Origin of the sequence: Streptomyces sp. NPDC048442 (assembly GCF_040651475.1) — a bacterium.
In the GTDB taxonomy this organism is placed as follows: Bacteria; Actinomycetota; Actinomycetes; order Streptomycetales; family Streptomycetaceae; genus Streptomyces.
Window position 1 is genome coordinate 139,654 of record NZ_JBEZKB010000004.1, and the last position, 19,525, is coordinate 159,178.

The window sequence follows — 19,525 nt, forward strand, 5'->3', positions numbered from 1 at the left end:
GGTGCGGGGATGAAATCCGCGGGTCGTTCGTGGCTGGTCGCGCAGTTCCCCGCGCCCCTGAAAGCCCCCTTGGGCGGCGGTACCGCCCCACCCCCGACCACCACTCCCACCCACCTGCCGAGGCCAAAGTGACGACCCCCTCCCCGGACACCTCCACCCCGGACGCCCCCACCTGGCCCCAAGAAGCCGCCGCCCGCTACCGCGCCGCCGGCTACTGGCAAGGCGAGACCTTCGCCGAAATGCTCCGCACCCGCGCCGAGTCCCACCCCGACCGCATCGCCCTCACCGACGGCGACCGCCACTGGTCGTACGCCCAACTCCACACCCGGGCGATGCACCTGGCCGCCGGTTTCGCCGACCGCGGCATAGCCAAGGGCGACCGCGTCGTCGTCCAGCTCCCCAACGTCGCCGAGTTCTTCGAAGTGATCTTCGCGCTCTTCCGTATCGGCGCCCTCCCCGTCTTTGCCCTCCCGGCACACCGCGAGACGGAGATCCGCTACTTCTGCGAGTTCACCGAGGCCGTCGCCTACGTCGTCCCCGACCGGCACGCCGGCTTCGACCACCGCGACCTCGCCGCCAAGGTCCGCGCCGAAGTCCCCACACTCCGCCACGTCTTCGTCGTCGGCGACCCGGGCGAGCACACCGCCCTCACCGACGTCCCGCTGTCCGACACGGACTTGAAGGCCGAGGAGCCCACCCCCTCTGATCTCGCCTTCCTCCAGCTGTCCGGCGGCAGCACCGGCGTCCCCAAGCTGATCCCGCGCACCCACGACGACTACATCTACTCGCTCTGGGGCTCCAACGAGCTGTGCGGCGTCACCAAGGACTCCGTCTACCTCGTCACCCTCCCTGCGGCGCACAACTTCCCGCTGTCGTCCCCCGGTTCGCTCGGTATCCTCCACGCGGGCGGCCGCGTCGTGATGTGCCCGCAGCCCGATCCGGACACCGCGTTCCCCCTCATCGAGCGCGAGCGGGTCACGATCACCGGCGTCGTGCCGCCGCTGGCCCTCGTCTGGACGGAGGCGGGCGCCACCACCTCGTACGACCTCTCCAGCCTGGAAGTGCTGCTGGTCGGCGGGGCGAAGTTCAGCGAGGCGGCGGCCCGCAGGATCGGCCCCGCGCTCGGCTGCACCCTCCAGCAGGTCTTCGGCATGGCCGAGGGGCTCGTCAACTACACGCGCCTCGACGACGATCCGGAGACGATCGTCACCACCCAGGGCCGTCCGATCTCCGCCGACGACGAGATCCGCATCGTCGACGACGCCGACAGGGACGTCCCCGAGGGCGAGAGCGGCCACCTGCTGACCCGCGGCCCGTACACCATCCGCGGCTACTGGCGGGCACCCGAGCACAACGCCCGTTCCTTCACCGCCGACGGCTTCTACCGTACGGGCGACATCGTCCGCCGCACCCCGACCGGCCACCTGGTCGTGGAGGGCCGGGCGAAGGACCAGATCAACCGTGGCGGCGAGAAGATCGCCCCGGAGGAGATCGAGAACATCATCCTCGGCCACCCCTCCGTGCACGACGTGTCCCTGGTCGCCGTGCCCGACGACTACCTCGGCGAGCGCACCCTCGCGTACGTGATCCTGCGCGGCGACGCCGAGCCGCTGAAGTCCGTGGCGGTCAAGAAGTTCGTACGGGAGAAGGGCCTCGCGGCGTACAAGGTCCCCGACCTCGTCGAGTTCGTGACGGCCTTCCCGCAGACCGGCATCGGCAAGATCAGCAAGAAGGACCAGCGGACGATCGCCTCCGCACCCCAGGCCTGACGCGTCTCAAGGACTGCAGCGCCGCACCGCCCCCGCACCCCCGAAAGGCCCCCGTTCATGGCTCTCCCCGCCGTCGCCCCTTACCCGATGCCCACCCCCGACGAGCTGCCCGACAACCGCGTCGCGTGGACTCTCGACCCGCAGCGGGCGGTGCTGCTCGTCCACGATCTGCAGAACCACTTCCTGACCGCGTACACCCCCGACTCCTCGCCGACCAATGAACTCCTGGCGAATGTCGCCGAGTTGGCGAAGTCGGCGCGCGCCGCGGGCGTCCCGGTCATGTACTCCGCACAGCCCGGCGGCCAGAGCCCCGCCGAGCGCGGTCTCCAGCAGGACTTCTGGGGCCCCGGCCTGCCCGACGACGAGCACGCCAAGGCGATCGCCCCTCCGGTCGCGCCCGAGCCGGGCGACACCGTGATCACGAAGTGGAAGTACAGCGCGTACGTCCGCACCGATCTGGCGGAGCGGATGCGCGAGGCGGGCCGCGACCAGCTCGTGATCGTCGGCGTGTACGCGAACATCGGCGTACTGATGACGGCGTGCGACGCGTGGATGCAGGACGTACAGGCGTTCGTCGTCGCGGACGCGGTGGCAGACTTCTCGCGCGAGGACCATGACCAGGCGCTGCGGTACGCGGCCGGCCGGTGCGCGGTCGTCACCACCACCGAAGCCGTCAACGGCGCTGTTCTGAAGGGGATCTGACGACATGACCGCCACCGGACCCGCCACCCTGACCGTCGCGCAGATACGCGCGGACGTCGCCGACGTCCTGGGCGAGGACCCCGAGGACATACCCGTCGACGAGAACCTGGTCGACTACGGCCTGGACTCGATGCGCATCATGACGCTCGTCGAGCGGTGGCGCCGCGACCACGGCATCACCACGACCTTCGTCGACCTGGCGGAGCAGCCCGCCATCGAGGCCTGGGCACCGCTCCTGGGGGCGGATTCATGACGACGGCTCACCCCACCCGTCCGGCACTGAAGCTGACCGCCGCCCAGTCGGGCATGTGGTTCGCGCAGGCCCTGGATCCCCGGAGCCCGGCGCAGAACACCGCCGAGTGCCTGGAGATCCACGGGCCGATCGACCCCGAGGTCTTCGCCCGGACGCTCCGTCAGGTGGTGTCCGAGGCCGACTCGTTGCGCATGCGCATCGTCGAAGAGGCCGACGGGCCGTACCAGTCGGAGATCGAGGACCTCGAACTCCCCCTCCACGTCAGTGATCTGCGTGCCGCCGCGGACCCTGCCGCGGACGCGTACGCATGGATGGAGACCGACCTCGCCACGCCCTTCGACCTGGCGGCCGGTCCGCTGTTCGCGCACGCGCTGCTGCGCGTCGCCGACGACCGGTGGCTGTGGTACCAGCGGGTGCACCACATCGTGATGGACGGCTTCGGGTACTCGCTGCTCGCCCGCCGCACCGCCGAGGTGTACACCGCGCTCGCCGCGGGCGAGACCCCGTCGGCCAGCCCTTTCGCCCCCCTGTCCGACCTGGTCGACGAGGACGCCGGATACCGCGTCTCGGAGACGTACGACAAGGACCGCCGGCACTGGGACGGCGCCTTCGCCGACCGCCCCGAGGCACCGACCCTGGCCGGGCGCGCCGCGCTTGCCTCCCGCACCTTCCACCGTCGCAGCGCGCACCTCTCGCCGCAGGCCACCGACGGCCTGCGCGAGCTGGCCTCGTCGATCAAGGCGACCTGGCCCGAGGTGCTGATCGCCGCGCAGGCGCTGTACGTGTCCCGGGCCACCCATGCGGCCGAGGTCGTGCTCGGTCTGCCGATGATGGGCCGGATGGGCTCGGTGGCACTGCGCGTTCCCGGCATGGTGATGAACGTGCTGCCGCTGCGGCTCACCGTCACCCCCGAGGCGACGTTCGCGGAGCTGACCCGGCAGGTCGTGCTCGGCATCCGGGCCGCCCGCCGCCACCAGCGCTACCGGTACGAGGACATCCGCCGCGACCTGGGGCTGCTCGGCGAGGGACGTTCGCTGGTCGGCCCCCTCGTCAACATCATGCCGTTCGACTATGAGTTGACCTTCGCGGGCGCCCGCACCGAGGCGCACAACCTGTCGGCGGGCCCCGTCGAGGACCTCACGGTCAACGTCTACGACCGCACCGACGGCTCCGGCCTGCGCATCGACTACGACGGCAACCCGGCCCTGTACGAGCCGGACGCGCTCGCTCTGCACCAGTCCCGCTTTCTGGAGCTCCTGGAGCGCATCTCCCGGTCGGGTCCGCACACCCCGCTCGCCGCGCACACCATCGCCCGCGAAGACGAACTCGCCCTGGTGCTCGACGAGTTCAACGCCACCGGCCGGCCGGTTCCCACCACCACGCTCATCGGCCCGATCGAGGAGCAGGCGGCCCGCACCCCGGACGCCACTGCCCTCGTCTTCGGCGACGAGCGGCTGACGTACGCGGAGCTGAACACCCGGGCGAACCAACTCGCCCATCACCTCACCACGTTGGGCGTAGGTCCGGGGGCTCTCGCGGCGGTCGCCGTGCCCCGCTCCCTCGACCTGGTGGTCTCCCTCCTCGCCGTGCTCAAGGCGGGCGGCGCGTATCTGCCGCTCGACCCGGACTACCCGGCGGACCGGCTCTCCTCCATGCTGGCCGACGCCGAGCCCGCGTGCGTGATCACCGACCGTGCGGACCGGACCCCGGCCGCCGGCGTCCCGGTCGTCGCCCTCGACCACCTGGACACCGCCCCGTACCCCACGGGGAACCCGGCCCCGGACCTGGGCCCCCAGGACCCGGCCTACGTCATCTACACCTCCGGCTCGACGGGCCGGCCCAAGGGTGTCGTCGTGGGCCACGCGGCGATCGACAACCGGCTGCGCTGGATGCAGCACGAGTACGAAATCGGCCCCGGCGACCGGGTGTTGCAGAAGACGCCGTCCGGGTTCGACGTGTCCGTGTGGGAGTTCTTCTGGGCGCTGCGGGTCGGTGCGACGCTCGTCGTCGCCGAGCCCGGCGGTCACAAGGACCCGACGTACCTGGCCCGGATCATCCGCGAACAGGCCGTCACCGTCTGCCACTTCGTGCCGTCGATGCTCCAGGTGTTCCTCACCGAACCCGCCGCTTCGGCCTGCACGGGTCTGCGGCACGTGTTCTGCAGCGGTGAGGCGCTCCCCCGCGAGACGGTCCGCGAATTCGGCCGCGTACTGGGCGACGACGCGGCGCGAGGCGGCGTACCGCTGCACAACCTGTACGGGCCGACCGAGGCCGCCGTCGACGTGACGTACCACCCGTGCGCCACGGACGGTTCGGGCCCTGTGCCGATCGGCAGGCCGGTGTGGAACACCCGGCTGTACGTCCTGGACGCGGCGCTCCAGCCGTGCCCGCCCGGCGTGCGGGGCGAACTCTTCCTGGCGGGCGTGCAGTTGGCGGACGGCTATCTCGGCCGCCCGGCGCTCACCGCGTCCCGCTTCGTCTCCGACCCGTACGGTGCGCCGGGCGAGCGCATGTACCGCACCGGCGACCTCGCGCAGTGGACCGCCGACGGTGAGATCGAGTACCTGGGCCGCACCGACCACCAGGTGAAGCTGCGCGGTCAGCGCATCGAACTGGGCGAGATCGAGGCCGAGTTGGCGCAGGACGCATCGGTCGGCGCCTCGGGTGTACTGGTCCGCGAGGACCGCCCCGGCGACGAGCGGCTCGTCGGCTACGTGACGCCCGCCGCCGGGGAGGAGGCGCCGGACCCGGAGGCGCTGCGTGCCCGGCTGGCCCGTGCACTCCCCGAGCACATGGTGCCCGGTGTGATCGTCGTCCTGGCCGACTTCCCGCTCAGCCCGAACGGCAAACTGGACCGACGGGCCCTGCCCGCCCCCGCGTTCACGGGATCCGGCGACGAGGGCCGGGTGCCCGCCAACCATCGCGAGGAGACCCTCACCCGGCTCTTCGCGGAGATCCTCGGGGTGCCCAGGGTCGGCGTCGACGACGCGTTCTTCGACCTGGGCGGCACCTCGCTGCTCGCGGCGCGTCTGGTCGCCCGGGTGCGGGACACGCTCGGTGCGGAGCTCACCATCGGCACCCTGTTCCAGGCGCAGACCCCGGCCTCCCTCGCGGCCCAACTGGACGCGGGCAACACCGAGTCGGACCACGCCCTGGACACCCTGCTGCCGCTGCGGGCCACCGGGGGGCGCACACCGCTCTTCGCGTTCCATCCTGCGGGTGGCATCAGCTGGTGCTACTCGGGGCTGCTGTCACGGCTCGACCCGGACCAGCCGGTGTACGGGCTGCAGGCCCGCGGTCTGCACGGCGAGGGCGGGCTCCCCGCCACCATGGAGGAGATGGCCGCCGACTACATCGACGCCCTGCGCAGCGTGCGCCCGCACGGCCCGTACCGGCTGCTCGGCTGGTCGGTGGGCGGCGTGCTCGCGCACACGGTCGCCGTGCGTCTCCAAGAGGCGGGCGAGCAGGTCGAGTTGCTGGCCCTGATGGACGCCTACCCGTCCGACCAGTGGCAGGACTCGGCGATCCCTGCCGAGGCCGACGCGCTGACGGCACTGCTGCGGATGGCCGGGTACGACCGTACCGACGAGCTGACCCGCGAGGACGTCCTGGCCACCCTGCACCGGGAGGGCAGCGCCCTGGCCGGGCTGCCGGACCGCACCCTGTCCGCGGTGGTCGACATCGTGGTCAACAACGCCCGGCTGATGCGGGCCCACACGCACCGGCGTTTCGAAGGCGACGTGCTGTTCTTCACGGCCGCCGCGCCGCGCGCGGAGAACTGGCTGACACCGGACGCCTGGGCGCCGTACGTCGGAGGGCTCGACAATCACGAACTGGACTGTCTGCACCCGGAGTTGACACAACCGGGCCCGCTTGATGAGGTCTGTGCCGTGCTCGCCGCCCGCCTCAAGGAGTTGGACCACTCATGACGACGTCACCCTTCGACGCCCCCGAGGCGGAGACGGCGAACGAGCCGACCCACCTGCTCCTGCGGAACGGCCGTGGCGCGCACTCGCTGTGGCCGGTGTTCCGCCAGGTGCCGGACGGGTGGGAGACGGTGCACGGCCCGGCTCCGTACGGGCAGTGCGTGGCGCACCTCCAGGAGCCGCCGGAGTAACGGGCGAGGGGACGAGGGGGCTGCCCGGCAGGCAGCCCCCTTCCGCTACTTCAGCAACTCCACCAGCCCGTCGGCCAGTTCGGTGCGCCAGCACAGGTAGTCGTGCCCGCCGTTGTACTCGCGGTACGCGGCGTCGTCGTACCCCTTCTTCTCCAGGGTGTCGCGCAGTCTGCGCGCGGCGGGAAGCGCGACCCACTCCTGCTCGCCCACCGAGAGCCAGAACCGTACGGGCAGCCGCTCGGCGGCGGCGATCCGCCCGGTCAGCCACTCGGAGCTCTCCAGGTCGGGCCCGTCCGGCCACCAGAACGACCCGGACTGCGCGAGCACGCACCCGAACCTGGCCGGCGCGGACACGGCGGCGTACGCGGCGGTCAGACCGCCCAGGCTCTGTCCCGCCACGACGGTCCGTGCCGGGTCCGCCGTCAGTGACAGCCGCTCCCCCGCCCACGGCAGCAGCTCGTACTCCAGGAAGCCGACGAAGCTTTCGTTGCAGGCGAGTTCGGCCCACCGCTGGTCGGCGCCCACCGACTCGGGAAGCAGTGCGACGAGCGGCGGGATCCGGCCGTCGGCGATCAGGTTGTCGAGCAGCGCCGCGACGTCGAGCCCCGGCTGCCACATCTCGCCGTCCATCAGCACCAGTACGGGCAGGTCGCGCCCGCCGCCCGGCGGCTCGTACACATGCACCCTGCGCTCGTTGCCGAGCAGCTCGCTGCGGACGACGTACTCGCCGACCGTGCCGCGCGGGACGCCGTCGCGCCGCTGCCAGTCCGCGCCGTGCGGGGCGTGCGGCAGCTCCACGTACGAGACGGGTTCGCCGCCCCAACGGCGGGTCAGCGTACGCGGGTTGAGCGGGTCCGCCTGCTGCCTGCCGCGCAGCCAGGGCCAGTATCCGGCCGCCTCGGGCTCCGGTCCTTCTCCCTCGTCCACGCAGAAGCTGTACGTGGCCCGCCAGTCGGCGCGCATCCGCACCGACCAGTGCCAGATGTCCGTGCCCGGCACGCGCTCCATCAGGTTGCGGGCCATGTCGCGCGGGTCGACGATCTTGTTCGGCAGGACGAGGACGGCCCGGGTGGACTCTGTCCCCCGCCACAGGAAGGTGACCACCCGGTGCTCGGGACCACCCGCCGGATCGGGCTCCACCACCGGCGAGCCACCGGCCCGCACCGCCGCCCCCCAGAAGTCACCCTCCGCGACGGTCCGCTCCACCCACGCGCTGTCCGCACGCTCCACGGGCTGCGGCCGGACGATGCGGGGCGGCCGGCGGGTCGTCCCGACGGGCGGCGGGGCGGTCAGCGGCATGGGGGCCTCCAGCGATCACTTCGACGAACAACATCACCAAATAAGGTTCACCTTACTTGGGGTCACCGCGAGGTCGTCTGCCTGGGCTGCGGGGCATGTCCGGACTGGCCGCCCGTGCGATGACGCCCCGTCAGCCGGCCGGGCACGAGCAGGTAGTGTCATGTCCCGCGCAAGCGTGACGGGAAAGGGCGTCGTAGATGAGCAGAGCCGACCGTTCGGCCAAGGCGGAGGATCGGGGCAGGTCCGGCATCGGACGACGCCGCTTCCTCGGTTACGTACTGGCCGCTCCCACCCTGGTGACCGCCGCCCAGATCGGATCCGCGCCGGAGGCCTCGGCCGGGACCCCGGCGGCCCAGGGCCCCGCGGCGGAGATCCCGTCCGGGGACCTCACCGATCTCGTCGACCTCAACGACGTGCTGACCCTGGCGGCCCTCCCCACCTCGAACCTGATCAGGATCGAGGTCAACAAGGACGGCACCGTGTCGTTCGCACTGCCCCGCGCCGAGGTCGGGCAGGGCATCACCACGTCGACGGCCATGCTGATCGCCGAGGAGCTGGACGTACCGCTCGCGCAGGTGCGGGTCACGCTGGCCGACGCACGGCCCGAGCTGGCGTTCAACCAGTTCACCGGTGCGTCCAACACCACCATCTCGACGTTCACCCCGGTCCGGGTCGCCGCCGCCGTCGCCCGTGGCCGGCTGCTCGACGCGGCGGCGGCCGTACTCGGCGCGGCGGTCACCGACCTCACGCTGAAGGCCGGTGTCGTCACCGACCGCGCGGGCAGGAGCGTCGGCATCGGCGCCCTCGCGGAGAAGGCCGCGAGCGTCGCGCCGCGGCGGGTGGCCGTGGAGCTCAAGGAGCGCGGCGAGTTCACCGTCATCGGTACGCCGCACAACCGCATCGACGCGCTCGCCGCCGTCACCGGGCGCAAGAAGTTCGCGATGGACCTCGCCGTGCCCGATGCCCTGCCGACCATGGTGTGCCGTCCGCCGACGATCAACGGCAAGGTCGGCTCCGTGACCAACCTCGACCAGGTCCGCGCCCTGCCCGGCGTCACCGACGTCGTGGCGGTCTCCACCGGAGTGGCGGTGCGGGCGAGGACCTTCGGCCGGTGCATCGACGCCGTACGTGCCCTGCAGGTGTCGTGGAAGCCGGGCACCGCGGAGGGCAAGTCCGACGAGTCCGTACGGAAGGAACTGCAGGCCGCGGAGCTGCCGATGGGGCTGCCGGCGCTGACTCCCTCGGTGGAGGCCACGTTCTCCTTCGCCTTCCGCAGCAACAGCGCACTGGAGACCAACTGCGCGATCGCCGACGTGCGTGCGGACCGTGCGGAGATCTGGTCGGGGCTCAAGGCGCCGATCGTCGCGAAGACCGCCGTCGCCGCCCGGCTCGGGCTGCCCCCGGGCGCGGTCACCGTGCATGTCACCGAGGGCGGCGGCTCCTTCGGGCGCAAGCTCTTCTTCGACGCGGCACTCGAAGCCGCCGAGATCTCGCAGAAGATGCGCAAGCCCGTCAAGCTCATGTGGCACCGGGCCGACGACTCCCGCCAGGGCCGCACCCACCCCATGGCCACCTCCCGGGTACGCGCCGCATACCTCGGCAGCACCGTACTCAGCTACAAGCAGCGGCACACCAGCGTCGCCACCGACCTCTCGCACGGGCTCGGCGAGGTCTTCACCGCGCTGGCCGCGAAGCTGCCGGTGGGCGACATCGGCTTCTCCGAGACCTTCTTCCAGCTCAGCCAGAACATGCCGTACAACTTCGGTGTCCACAGCAGGCTGCTCAGCGAGACCGACAAGGGCTTCAACACGGGCAGCATGCGGGGCGTCTACTCCCCCGACGTGGTCTGCGCCCGGGAGCTGATCGTGGACGCCCTCGCCTCGAAGATGAGCAAGGACCCCCTCCGGTTCCGCCGCGACTTCCTGCGCGACGCCCGTGCCCGTGCGGTGCTCGACAAGGTCGCCGAAGCCGGGAACTGGGGTCGTACGATGCCGGCCGGGACCGCGCAGGGCATCGCCTTCCACTCCGAGTACCACTCGGTCAGCGCGGTCCTGGTGGAGATCGACTGCCGGCCGGAGACGGTCGACCGTCCCGTCCGTGACGGTGTCGCAGGACCCCGGGTCACCAAGGCCGTCTGCGCCGTGGACGTCGGGCTCTGCGTCAATCCGCGCGGGTTGGAGGCCCAGATGATGGGCGGCCTCATGGACGGGATCGCGCAGACGCTGACCTCCAGCCTGCACCTGCGCGACGGGCACTTCCTGGAAGCCAGTTGGGACAACTACTTCTACACCCGGCAGTGGAACACCCCGCCCGAGCTCGACATCATCGTCATGCCCACCACCACCGGCAAGCCCGGCGGTGCGGGAGAGCTGGGCGTCGCCGCGTCGATGGCGGCGGTCGCCTGCGCCTACGGCCGGGCCACGGGCACCATGCCGACCAGCTTCCCGATCAACCACGCCACCCTGTCCTTCGAGCCCAAGCCGACCGTTCCGCCCGTACCCGCATCCCCGACGGACGGCATGGAGCATGTCCGCTAGAAGCGCCAGAACCAGGAGTCACGTCCCATGCCTGAGTACACATTCCGCGTCAACGGGGAGCAGATCACCGTCGAAGTCGACGGCGACGAGCGGCTGTTGTGGGTGCTGCGCGACATCCTCGGCATCACGGGGCCGAAGTACGGCTGCGGCATCAACGTCTGCAAGGCCTGCACCAGTCACGTCAACGGCAAGGCCGCCAACCCCTGCGCGATCCCCGTCAAGGCCCTGCGGCCGACCGACGAGGTCACCACGATCGAGGGCCTCCCGGGCACCGTCGGCGCCGACCTGCACCCGATGCAGCAGGCCTGGCTCGACGAGGACGTGGTCCAGTGCGGCTACTGCCAGCCGGGCCAGATCATGGCCGCCGTCGCCCTGGTCCGCCGCGTCAAGGAGCAGGGCCGCCAGGTCACCGAGGCCGACCTGGACGGCATCCGCAACATCTGCCGCTGCGGTACGTACTTCCGTGTCCGCGAGGCGATCAAGGCGGGTGCCGAGCGCATGTGAGGCGGGGGCCCAGTGCATGTGAGGCCCCGGGCCCAGCGCATGCGAGGCCCAGCGGCCCCCGGCTCAGCCGAAGCGTTCGATCCTGATCCGGTCCACCGGCTGACCCAGCTCGACGAGGAGCCGGGAGGCGTGCTCCGCGAAGGCGTTGGAGCCGCAGACGTACGCCTCCCACTCCTCGTCCATGAACGGCGCCAGGTGCTCGGCGGACAGCCGCCCGCCGCCGGGGGTGCGGGTGAAGACGGGGGTGGTCTCCGCCCCGTACTCCTCGGCATAGACGAGGTCGTCGGGCGTACGCGCGGACACGATCAGCCGCAGGGGAACGGTGAGAGCGCGCAACCGGTGGTGGCGCACCATCGACATCAGCGGTACGACGCCCGAGCCCGCGCCGACGAGCAGCGCCGGGCGGTCGCCCGGCCAGGCGAAGAAGCCGCTGAGCGGGCCGCGCACCTCGAAGACGTCGCCGGGGCGGGCGACGGTGTGGAGGTGCCCGGAGACCTCGCCGCCCTCGACGTGGTCCAGGGTCAGCTCGATGTGGCCGCCGTCGTCGGGGGCGGAGGCGATCGAGTAGTGGCGCTGGGCCACGTACCCGTCGGCGGCCGTCAGGCGCAGCATCAGGTGCTGGCCGGGGAGGTGGCCCTGCCAGCCGGGGACCGCGAGGCGGAAGGTGGCGGCGTTCGGGGTCTCGCGGCGGATCTCGGTCAGGGTCGCGCTCTGCCACCGGGCGGCGGCCCGGTTGCTGACGGCGATGCGGCCGGGGACGGCGAAGCGCGTCGGCGGCACGAAGGCGGGGGGCGTAAACGTGTCAGTCACCGGAGTAGCGCTGCTCTTCCCAGGGGTTGCCGCGGTGGTGGTAGCCGTTCTGCTCCCAGAAGCCGGGTGCGTCGTGGTCGAGGAGGGTGATCCCCGCGATCCACTTGGCGCTCTTCCAGAAGTACAGGTGGGGCACGATCAGCCGGGCCGGGCCGCCGTGCTCGGGCGGCAGCGGTTCGCCGTCGTACTCCCAGACGATCCAGGCCCGGCCGCCGGTCAGGTCCTCCAGGGGGAGGTTGGCGGTGTAGCCGGTGTGGGAGTACGCCACCGCGTGGGTCGCGGTGGGCAGCGGTCCTGCCGCGTCGAGGAAGGTGTCGAGGGACACCCCGCCGAAGCGGACGCCGAACTTCGACCAGCTGGTGACGCAGTGGATGTCGCCCTCGTAGGAGGCGGCGGGTAGTGCGTGCGCCTCGTCCCAGGACCAGGTCTGCGCGTCGGCGACCAGGCCTTCGATACGGAACGACCAGTCGGCGGGCGGCAGTTCGGGGGTCACCTCGGCGGAGAGCACCGGCCAGGAGTCCCGCGCGTCGTACTGTCCCGGCGGCAGCCGCGGGTCGCGGTCGGCTGCGCGGGCACGGCCCGTGAAGCCGCGGGTGACACCGGTGACGCCCGCGACGCCGGTGCCGGTCACGCCGGTACCTGTGACGCCGGTGCCGGTCATGCCAGGGCCTCCAGGTCGGCCCGTACGGCCGCCTCGTCGAGGGTCAGCAGGACGCGGTCGCGCATCAGCACCCGGCCGTCGACGACGGTGTCCCGTACGTCCGAGGACTGGGCGGCGTAAGCGAGCATCGCGTACGGGTCGTGCCTCGGGGTGAGGTGCGGGCGCCCGGTGTCCAGGACGATCAGGTCGGCGCGCTTGCCCGGCTCAAGCGAGCCCAGCTGGTCGGCGAGCCCGAGCGCGCGGGCGCCCTCCACGGTGGCCATCCGGACGGCCTGCTCGGCATTCACGGCGGTCGGGTCGCCGCCCGCCTTGTGGACGAGGGCGGCCTGGCGGATCGCGCCCATCAGGTCGAGGGTGTTGGAGCTGACCGCGCCGTCGGTGCCCAGGCCCACGGTGACGCCCGCGTCGAGGAGGGCGGGGACGGGCGAAATGCCGCAGCCCAGCTTGAGGTTGGAGACCGGGCAGTGGGCGGTGGAGGTGCCGGTGCGGGCGAGCGCCGCGATCTCGTCGGGGGTGAGGTCCACGGCGTGCGCGAGCAGCACGTCGGGGCCCAACAGGCCGAGGGATTCGAGGAGTTCGACGGGCCGCTTGCCGTAGCGCTCGGAGACCATGGCGACTTCGCCGGCGTTCTCGGACGCGTGGATGTGGATGAGCGCGCCGAACTCGCGGGCCAGCGCGAAGATGTCGACGAGCTGCCCCGGGTCGAGGGTGTAGGCGGAGTGCGCGAAGACCACCGGGCGGGTGCCGGGGGCGGGGGTGTACGCCTCCAGGCTGCGGCGGGCCCAGCCGAGGCGCTCGGCGTACGCGCGGCCGTCCGGCGGTCCTGGGACGTCCATGAAGGTCGGCCCGGCGTGCAGCCGCCAGCCCGCGTCGCGCGCGGCCTGTTCGGCGGCCTCGTGGAACCAGTACATGTCGAGGGCCGAGGTCACCCCGGCCCGTACGGACTCCGCTATCGCGAGACGCACGGCGGCGGCGACGTTCCCGGGAGCGAGCAGCTCGGCCTCGGCGGGGATCACCCGGGCCAGGAACTCCTGGAGGTCCACGTCGTCGGCGCGGCCGCGGAACATGGTCATCGCCAGATGGGTGTGCGTGTTGATCAGCCCGGGGAGGACCAGGCAGCCGGTCGCGTCGACGGTCTCGGCGGCCGTCTCGTACGGCAGGTCCGCCCCGACCGCGACGATCACGCCGTCGCGGACCGCGACCGAGCCTTCGCGTACGACGGTGCCGGAGGCGTCCATGGTGAGGACTTCGCCGCCGTGCACCAGGAGGTCCATGCGCTCGCTCATCGCTGCTCCCCCTCGGCCAGCAGCCGCAGCGCCTCCAGTGCGACGACGCTGCCGCGTGCCACGCCTTCGGCGACGACGTCGCGGTGCGGGTCGTAGCCGCCGGTGGCCTCCTCGTCGGCGAGTTCGTCGGCGTTGACGCCGTCGATGACCAGGACGCCGCCCGCGACCAGGCCGCGGGTGGAGGCCAGGATCAGGAGCGCGGAGAGTTCCATCTCGATCGCGGCGATCCCGGCGCGGGTGTACGCGTCGACGGGCAGGTCGACGAAGCCCGGCTGGAAGGCGGCCCGGGTCCACACCACACCGCGGTGGTACGGGGCGGCTGCCTCGCGGGCGGCCTGCTGGAGGGCGAGGACGCTCTCGGGGGACGCGAAGGCGGGGTACTCGGGCGCCACGAGCTGCTGCGTCACGCCGTCGTCGCGCACGGCCGCCTCGGCGATGACCAGGTCGCCGTCGTTGATGCCGGCGGCGATGGCGCCGGCCGTGCCGAGGCGGAGGAACGTCCGGGTGCCGGCGTCGGCGAGTTCCTGGAAGAGGAGGATCGCGCCGGGGCCGCCGACGCCGTGCGAGGCGACGGTGACCGGGGTGCCCTTCCACGTACCGGTGAAGGTGCGGTACTCGCGGTGGTGGGAGACCTCCTCGGGGTTCTCCAGGAGCTCCGCGACCGCTGCCGCGCGCGCCGGGTCGCCGACCACGATCGCGTGCGGGGGCAGGCCGGTGCGGGGGATGCGGGTGATGGGCAGCAGGTCCTGCGTCATGCTTCGGTCACTCCGGCGTGGGGTTGGGTTCGGGCGGGGGTACGGGCTCGGGTACGGCGGCGGCGCTCGGCCGTCGTGAGGAACAGTGCGATCAGCGTAACGACGTACGGCGCGGCGTCGGTGGCCTGCTGGGGCAGACCGAGGCCCTGGAGGCGGAACCCGGTGGCCTCGGCGATGCCGAAGAGCAGCCCCGCGAGGAGCACGCCGACGGGCAGGGCACGGCCGAGCATCACCGCGACGACGGCGATCCAGCCGCGTCCCGCGGTCATGTCCTCGGTGAACAACGTCACACTGCCCAGTGCCAGTTGGGCGCCCGCGAGACCGCACAGCGCACCCGAGACGAGTACCGCCGCGTACTTGTACTTCACGGGGCTCACCCCGAGGGTCGCGGCGGCGTCCGGGCTCTCGCCGACGCCGCGCAGCCGCAGGCCCCACGGGTGGCGGGAGAGGAGGACGGCGGCGACGGCGACCGTGATCCAGGAGAGGTAGGTGAGGCCGGTGTGCCCGGACAGGACGGACCCCAGGAACGGAATGTCCTGGACGACCGGTATGTCGATGGCGCCGAGACCCTTCAGTCCGGGGTCGTCGAAGGTGCCCCGGACACCGAAGACCGTACGGAGCAGGAACCCGGTGAGGCCGACGGCGAGGAGGTTCATCGCCACGCCCAGGACCACGGCGTCGCCCTTGAAGGTGACCGCGCCGACGGCCAGGATCAGCGAGTACGCGGCTGCGGCGAGGGCCGCGACCAGCACGCCCAGCCAGGGCGAGCCGGTGAACCAGCTGACGGCGACCGCGGTGAAGCAGCCCATCAGCATGGTGCCTTCGAGGGCGATGTTGAACACGCCCGCCCGCTCGCAGACCGCGCCGCCGAGAGCGGCGAGGAGGATCGGGGTGAGGGCGCCGAGGGCGGCGAGGAAGAGGTCGGAGTCGAAGAACATCAGACGCTCTCCTTCTGCTCGGCGGGGGCCGGGGCCACAGTGGTGGCCCTGCGCCGCTTGAGGGTGAATCTGGCCGCCAGGAAGACGATCACGATCGCCTGGAGAATCCCGGTCAGCTCGCTCGGCACCTCGGTGACCCGCTCCATGTTCAGCCCGCCGACCTTGAGCGCAGCGAAGAACAGCGCGGCGAGCACCGTCCCGACCGGCGCCGCGGAGACGAGCAGCGCGGCCATCAGCCCCGTCCAGGTGTCCCCGGCCGAGGTGAGCACGCCGTCGGTGAAGCGGTACGGGAAGCCCAGCACGCCGACCGCCCCGACCAGCCCGGCGACCCCGCCGGACACGGCGAGCAGCCGGACGGTGAGCCGGGGCCTGTCGATGCCCGCGTAGGAGGCGAACCGGCTGTTGAGGCCGGACATCCGGATCTCGTAGCCGGTGGCGGTGCGCGCGTCGACGAAGCAGAAGGCGACGGCCACGGCCAGTACGAGAAGGAGGCCGAGGGTCACCGTCGACGTACCGAACTCGGGCAGCGCGACCCCTTCGGGGAGCTGGCGGGTCTGCGGGAGGCCGGAGGCGGGGTCCTTGAGGGGGTAGCGCGCCAGGTAGGAGGCGAGGGAGACCGCCGGGTAGCTCAGCAGCAGGCTGCTGATCAGCAGCGGCACCCCGAAGCGGTTCTGGCACACGGCGGCCAGCGCTGCGTAGGCCGCGCCTGCGCCCGTCCCGGCGAGCAGGCAGAGCAGTACGGTCAGCGGGGCGGGCAGCGGCGAGTACAGGCCGACGACCGCGGCAGTGATGCCGCCGAGGACCAGCTGGCCCTCGCCGCCGAGGTTGAGGAGTCCGGCGCGCAGCGGGATCGCGAGGGCCACGGCGAGACCGATCACGCTGGTCGCGCTCGCGAGCGTCGAGCCGATGCCGTCGGCGCCGAACGCGCCGCCCAGGATCGCGCCGTACGCGGTGAACGGGTCGGATCCGGTGGCGACCAGGAAGACCGTGCCGACGACGAGCGCGCCGAGCACGGAGAGGAGCACGGGGGAACGCAGTGCCCGGCCCGGTATGCGGGTACTCACGTCTTACTCATCCTCTTGGTGGTGCTTGTGCTGGTGCTGGTGCTGGTGCTGGTGTTGGTACTCGTACGGGGTTCTGGCACGGCGCCGGCTTCGGGCAGCTTGCCGCCCGCCATCGCGAGTCCGAGGGTGCGTTCGTCGGCCGCCTCCCGGTCGTACTCGGCGGCGATCCGGCCCTCGTACATGACCAGGACCCGGTCGGACAGGCCGCGGATCTCACTGAGCTCGGCGGAGACGAGCAGCACCGCGTGACCGGCGTCGCGGTAGGCGACGAACTCGCGGTGGATGTTCTCGATCGCGCCGATGTCCACGCCCCTGGTGGGCTGCTCGACGATCAACAGGGGTGCGTCGTGGGCGAGTTCGCGCCCGATGACGAGTTTCTGGAGGTTGCCGCCGGAGAGCGAACCGGCCGCCGCGTCGGGCGAGGACGCCTTGATGCCGAAGCGTTCGATCAGCTTCAGCGCGTGCGCGCGGACGGCGGCCCGCGGCAGCAGGCCGCGCCGGGAGAGCCGCGGGGTGCGGTGGTGGCCCATCACGAGGTTCTCGGCGATCGAGGCGGTGCGGGCGGTGCCCACCTCGCCCCGGTCCTCGGGTACGTACGCGAGCCCGGCGGCCCGTCGTCCGGCGGCGCCAGCCCGGGTGACGTAGGTGCCCGCGACCTGGACCTGGCCCGCTTCGGCGGGCCGCAGCCCGGCGAGGGCCTCGACGAGTTCGGACTGGCCGTTGCCCGCGACGCCCGCGATGCCGACGATCTCCCCGGCCCGTACGGACAGCGAGACGTCGTGCACCCCGGGCAGGGTGAGGCCGCTCACGGACAGCACCTCGTCGGCGGGTGTGCCGCCGGGGTGGATGCGGTCGAGCTCGACCTCGCGGCCGGTCATCGCGGCGGCGATGTCCTCGGCCGTGGTGTCGGCGGTGCGGAGCAGGGCGGCCACCTTGCCGTCGCGCAGCACGGTGACGTTGTCGGAGCCCTCCAGGACCTCGCGCAGCTTGTGCGTGACGAGGAGCACGGTGCGGCCCTCGTCGGCGAGCGAGCGCAGGACCGCGAAGAGGGAGTCCGCCTCGGCGGGGGTGAGGACGGCGGTCGGCTCGTCCAGGATCAGCACCTGCGCACCGCGGTGCAGCAGCTTGAGGATCTCCACCCGCTGGCGTACGCCGACGGGCAGTTCGCCGACCTTGGCGTCCGGGTCGACGTCCAGGCCGTGCGCGGCGGCGAGTTCCGCCGTCCGGCGGCGGGCGGCGGCCCGGTCCACCAGGCCGAACCGGCGCGGCTCGGCCCGGTAGACCACGTTCTCGGCGACCGTCAGCGACGGGAACAGCTTGAAGCTCTGGTGCACCATGCCGAGCCCTGCGGCGATCGCCCGGCTCGGGTCGGCGAAGGTCACCTCGCGGCCGTCGAGCCGGATGCTGCCGGAGTCCGGCTGCTGGAGGCCGTACAGGATCGACATGAGGGTCGATTTGCCCGCGCCGTTCTCGCCCATCAGGGCGTGGATCTCGCCGCGCCGGACGGTGAGGTCGACACGGTCGTTGGCGAGGACGCCGGGGAACGCCTTGACGATCCCCCTCATCTCGACGGCGGGAGCTTCTTCTGTCCCGGCGGCGGGGGCTTCTTCTGTCCCGGCGGCGGGGACTTCCCTCTCGCCGAGAACAGCGGCCCCGTCGGCGGGAGCGGCCGCTCGGGCCGGTCCCGCACCGGTTTCCTCAGGCTGCGGGGTCATCGATCTTCAGCTTCCCTGAGACGATCTGCTCGCGCAGCGCCTTGACCTTCTCGATCACGTCGGTGTGCTCGGCGATGACGCAGCCGGACTGCTCGATGCCGCGCTCCAGGCCGGTCAGGCTCATGCCGTCCTCCTTGAGGCCGTAGGAGATGGTGTGGCCGGTGTCGCCCTTGAGGATCGCGGCGACGCCCTTCTCGATGGCGACGTCGGTCTTCTTGATGACGTTGTCGACGACGGCGCCCTTGGCGACCGGGCACTGGTTGGCGTCCACTCCGTAGGCGTACGCGCCCTTGGCCTTCACGGCCTCGAAGATGCCGTAGTTGCCGCCCGCCGCTGCGGCCATGACGTGGTCGACGCCGCCGGAGATCAGCGAGTTGGCCTGTGCCTTGGCGCGTGCGGAGTCGGCGAACGGCTTGTCGCCGCCCACGTAGCGCGTCGAGGCGGTGGTGCTCGCGGCGGTCTTCTTCGCCCCCTCCTCGAACGCGTCGCTGTAGCGGTGCACCGCCGGGCTGTCCTCCGCGTCCACCGAGCCGACCTTGCCGCTCTTGGTCAGCAGCCCCGCCTCGGCGCCCGCCAGGAAGGCCGCCTCCTGTTCGCGGAAGGTCGCACAGGTCACGTTCGGGAACTTCTTGATGGTGCAGGTGTCGACCAGCAGGAACTGCTGGTCGGGGTGGGACGTGGCCTGCTGGGCGGTGAGGTCCGCGAACTCGTAGCCGACCATCACCACGACGTCCGGCGCGTCGTTCACCGCGGCGGTGAGGTTCTGCGTACGGGCGGAGGCGTCCGCGGACTCGTACGTCTTCGAGGTTCCCTTGTGGGTCTTCGCCACCGCCTTGATGCCCTGGACGGAGAGCTTGAGGAAGGCGTTCTGGGCGACGGGGTCCGGGGTGACCAGCACGAAGGACTTGCCGTCGGCCGACGCGGCCTTGTCGGACTTCGTCGCGGAGGCGTTGCAGGCGGTCGCCAGCAGCACGGCCCCGGAGGCGAGAGCGACGGTCCGGAGGGTGGCAGCCCGGAAAGTGGCGGTACGTATTCGCTTCAGCATGTGAATCGCCTAACGGGCAGGCCTGGCACGGAATGTGCGCCCAGGCGGCAGCAGCAGGAGGAGAGAGACG

16 protein-coding genes are annotated in these 19,525 nt (G+C 72.0%); 7 read left to right on the forward strand and 9 right to left on the reverse strand.

The window, feature by feature from the left end:
- Positions 1 to 128: 128 nt before the first annotated feature.
- Genes AB0D18_RS08380 through AB0D18_RS08400 form a run of 5 tightly spaced genes read left to right on the forward strand, consistent with a single transcriptional unit; the run spans position 129 to position 6,841 of the window.
- Positions 129 to 1,769, forward strand: coding sequence for a (2,3-dihydroxybenzoyl)adenylate synthase (locus tag AB0D18_RS08380; RefSeq protein ID WP_362414284.1), 1,641 nt, complete (start codon positions 129 to 131; stop codon positions 1,767 to 1,769).
- Positions 1,770 to 1,826: 57 nt separating this feature from the next.
- Positions 1,827 to 2,471, forward strand: a complete 645-nt coding sequence (locus tag AB0D18_RS08385; RefSeq protein ID WP_362414286.1) for an isochorismatase family protein — start codon at positions 1,827 to 1,829, stop codon at positions 2,469 to 2,471.
- Between the two features lie 4 nt (positions 2,472 to 2,475).
- Positions 2,476 to 2,724, forward strand: a complete 249-nt coding sequence (locus AB0D18_RS08390; protein ID WP_362414288.1) for a phosphopantetheine-binding protein — start codon at positions 2,476 to 2,478, stop codon at positions 2,722 to 2,724.
- On the forward strand, positions 2,721 to 6,653 hold the full coding sequence (locus tag AB0D18_RS08395; protein ID WP_362414290.1) for an amino acid adenylation domain-containing protein: 3,933 nt from the start codon (positions 2,721 to 2,723) through the stop codon (positions 6,651 to 6,653). The genes AB0D18_RS08390 and AB0D18_RS08395 overlap by 4 nt, the downstream gene beginning before the upstream one ends.
- Positions 6,650 to 6,841 carry an MbtH family NRPS accessory protein gene (locus AB0D18_RS08400; protein WP_362414292.1) on the forward strand — a complete coding sequence of 64 codons (192 nt, stop codon included), beginning with the start codon at positions 6,650 to 6,652 and terminating at the stop codon, positions 6,839 to 6,841. Before AB0D18_RS08395 ends, AB0D18_RS08400 begins: the two co-directional genes overlap by 4 nt.
- Positions 6,842 to 6,886: 45 nt before the next feature.
- Here the strand turns inward: AB0D18_RS08400 and fes are convergent, their stop codons facing one another.
- Positions 6,887 to 8,140: an enterochelin esterase gene (gene fes / locus AB0D18_RS08405; protein WP_362414293.1), complete on the reverse strand. Its 1,254-nt coding sequence runs from the start codon at positions 8,138 to 8,140 to the stop codon at positions 6,887 to 6,889.
- A 197-nt stretch (positions 8,141 to 8,337) separates the two neighbouring features.
- On the opposite strand from fes, the gene AB0D18_RS08410 reads away from it, so the two are divergent.
- Both AB0D18_RS08410 and AB0D18_RS08415 read left to right on the forward strand, forming a co-directional pair.
- Complete coding sequence (locus AB0D18_RS08410; protein WP_362414295.1) at positions 8,338 to 10,677, forward strand: molybdopterin cofactor-binding domain-containing protein; 2,340 nt, start codon at positions 8,338 to 8,340, stop codon at positions 10,675 to 10,677.
- Positions 10,678 to 10,704: 27 nt separating this feature from the next.
- Complete coding sequence (locus tag AB0D18_RS08415) at positions 10,705 to 11,181, forward strand: (2Fe-2S)-binding protein (RefSeq protein ID WP_362414297.1); 477 nt, start codon at positions 10,705 to 10,707, stop codon at positions 11,179 to 11,181.
- Between the two features lie 63 nt (positions 11,182 to 11,244).
- Here the strand turns inward: AB0D18_RS08415 and AB0D18_RS08420 are convergent, their stop codons facing one another.
- The 8 genes from AB0D18_RS08420 to AB0D18_RS08455 all read right to left on the reverse strand — a co-directional run bounded on the left by AB0D18_RS08420 (position 11,245) and on the right by AB0D18_RS08455 (position 19,455).
- Complete coding sequence (locus AB0D18_RS08420; protein WP_362414299.1) at positions 11,245 to 11,991, reverse strand: ferredoxin reductase; 747 nt, start codon at positions 11,989 to 11,991, stop codon at positions 11,245 to 11,247.
- Positions 11,984 to 12,652, reverse strand: coding sequence for a sulfite oxidase-like oxidoreductase (locus AB0D18_RS08425; RefSeq protein ID WP_362414301.1), 669 nt, complete (start codon positions 12,650 to 12,652; stop codon positions 11,984 to 11,986). The genes AB0D18_RS08420 and AB0D18_RS08425 overlap by 8 nt, the downstream gene beginning before the upstream one ends.
- Positions 12,649 to 13,938 (reverse strand): amidohydrolase, encoded by a 1,290-nt coding sequence (locus AB0D18_RS08430; RefSeq protein ID WP_362414303.1) that lies wholly within the window; start codon positions 13,936 to 13,938, stop codon positions 12,649 to 12,651. The genes AB0D18_RS08425 and AB0D18_RS08430 overlap by 4 nt, the downstream gene beginning before the upstream one ends.
- Positions 13,935 to 14,693, reverse strand: a complete 759-nt coding sequence (locus tag AB0D18_RS08435) for a nucleoside phosphorylase (protein WP_362414305.1) — start codon at positions 14,691 to 14,693, stop codon at positions 13,935 to 13,937. Before AB0D18_RS08435 ends, AB0D18_RS08430 begins: the two co-directional genes overlap by 4 nt.
- Positions 14,690 to 15,631: an ABC transporter permease gene (locus AB0D18_RS08440; protein ID WP_362414307.1), complete on the reverse strand. Its 942-nt coding sequence runs from the start codon at positions 15,629 to 15,631 to the stop codon at positions 14,690 to 14,692. The genes AB0D18_RS08435 and AB0D18_RS08440 overlap by 4 nt, the downstream gene beginning before the upstream one ends.
- Complete coding sequence (locus AB0D18_RS08445; RefSeq protein WP_362414309.1) at positions 15,631 to 16,695, reverse strand: ABC transporter permease; 1,065 nt, start codon at positions 16,693 to 16,695, stop codon at positions 15,631 to 15,633. Before AB0D18_RS08445 ends, AB0D18_RS08440 begins: the two co-directional genes overlap by 1 nt.
- Entirely contained in the window at positions 16,692 to 18,260 is a 1,569-nt protein-coding gene (locus tag AB0D18_RS08450; RefSeq protein WP_362414705.1) for an ABC transporter ATP-binding protein, read from the reverse strand. The genes AB0D18_RS08445 and AB0D18_RS08450 overlap by 4 nt, the downstream gene beginning before the upstream one ends.
- A gap of 133 nt (positions 18,261 to 18,393) precedes the next feature.
- Positions 18,394 to 19,455 carry a BMP family ABC transporter substrate-binding protein gene (locus AB0D18_RS08455; RefSeq protein ID WP_362414311.1) on the reverse strand — a complete coding sequence of 354 codons (1,062 nt, stop codon included), beginning with the start codon at positions 19,453 to 19,455 and terminating at the stop codon, positions 18,394 to 18,396.
- Between the last annotated feature and the right edge of the window lie 70 nt (positions 19,456 to 19,525).

Bases quoted from the DNA above. Each gene is read 5' to 3' on its own strand.
- AB0D18_RS08385 (WP_362414286.1), top strand. From the start codon at position 1,827: ATGGCTCTCCCCGCCGTCGCCCCTTACCCGATGCCCACCCCCGACGAG.
- AB0D18_RS08390 (WP_362414288.1), top strand. From the start codon at position 2,476: ATGACCGCCACCGGACCCGCCACCCTGACCGTCGCGCAGATACGCGCG.
- AB0D18_RS08395 (WP_362414290.1), top strand. From the start codon at position 2,721: ATGACGACGGCTCACCCCACCCGTCCGGCACTGAAGCTGACCGCCGCC.
- AB0D18_RS08400 (WP_362414292.1), top strand. From the start codon at position 6,650: ATGACGACGTCACCCTTCGACGCCCCCGAGGCGGAGACGGCGAACGAG.
- fes (WP_362414293.1), bottom strand. From the start codon at position 8,140: ATGCCGCTGACCGCCCCGCCGCCCGTCGGGACGACCCGCCGGCCGCCC.
- AB0D18_RS08410 (WP_362414295.1), top strand. From the start codon at position 8,338: ATGAGCAGAGCCGACCGTTCGGCCAAGGCGGAGGATCGGGGCAGGTCC.
- AB0D18_RS08415 (WP_362414297.1), top strand. From the start codon at position 10,705: ATGCCTGAGTACACATTCCGCGTCAACGGGGAGCAGATCACCGTCGAA.
- AB0D18_RS08425 (WP_362414301.1), bottom strand. From the start codon at position 12,652: ATGACCGGCACCGGCGTCACAGGTACCGGCGTGACCGGCACCGGCGTC.
- AB0D18_RS08430 (WP_362414303.1), bottom strand. From the start codon at position 13,938: ATGAGCGAGCGCATGGACCTCCTGGTGCACGGCGGCGAAGTCCTCACC.
- AB0D18_RS08435 (WP_362414305.1), bottom strand. From the start codon at position 14,693: ATGACGCAGGACCTGCTGCCCATCACCCGCATCCCCCGCACCGGCCTG.
- AB0D18_RS08440 (WP_362414307.1), bottom strand. From the start codon at position 15,631: ATGTTCTTCGACTCCGACCTCTTCCTCGCCGCCCTCGGCGCCCTCACC.
- AB0D18_RS08450 (WP_362414705.1), bottom strand. From the start codon at position 18,260: ATGAGGGGGATCGTCAAGGCGTTCCCCGGCGTCCTCGCCAACGACCGT.
- AB0D18_RS08455 (WP_362414311.1), bottom strand. From the start codon at position 19,455: ATGCTGAAGCGAATACGTACCGCCACTTTCCGGGCTGCCACCCTCCGG.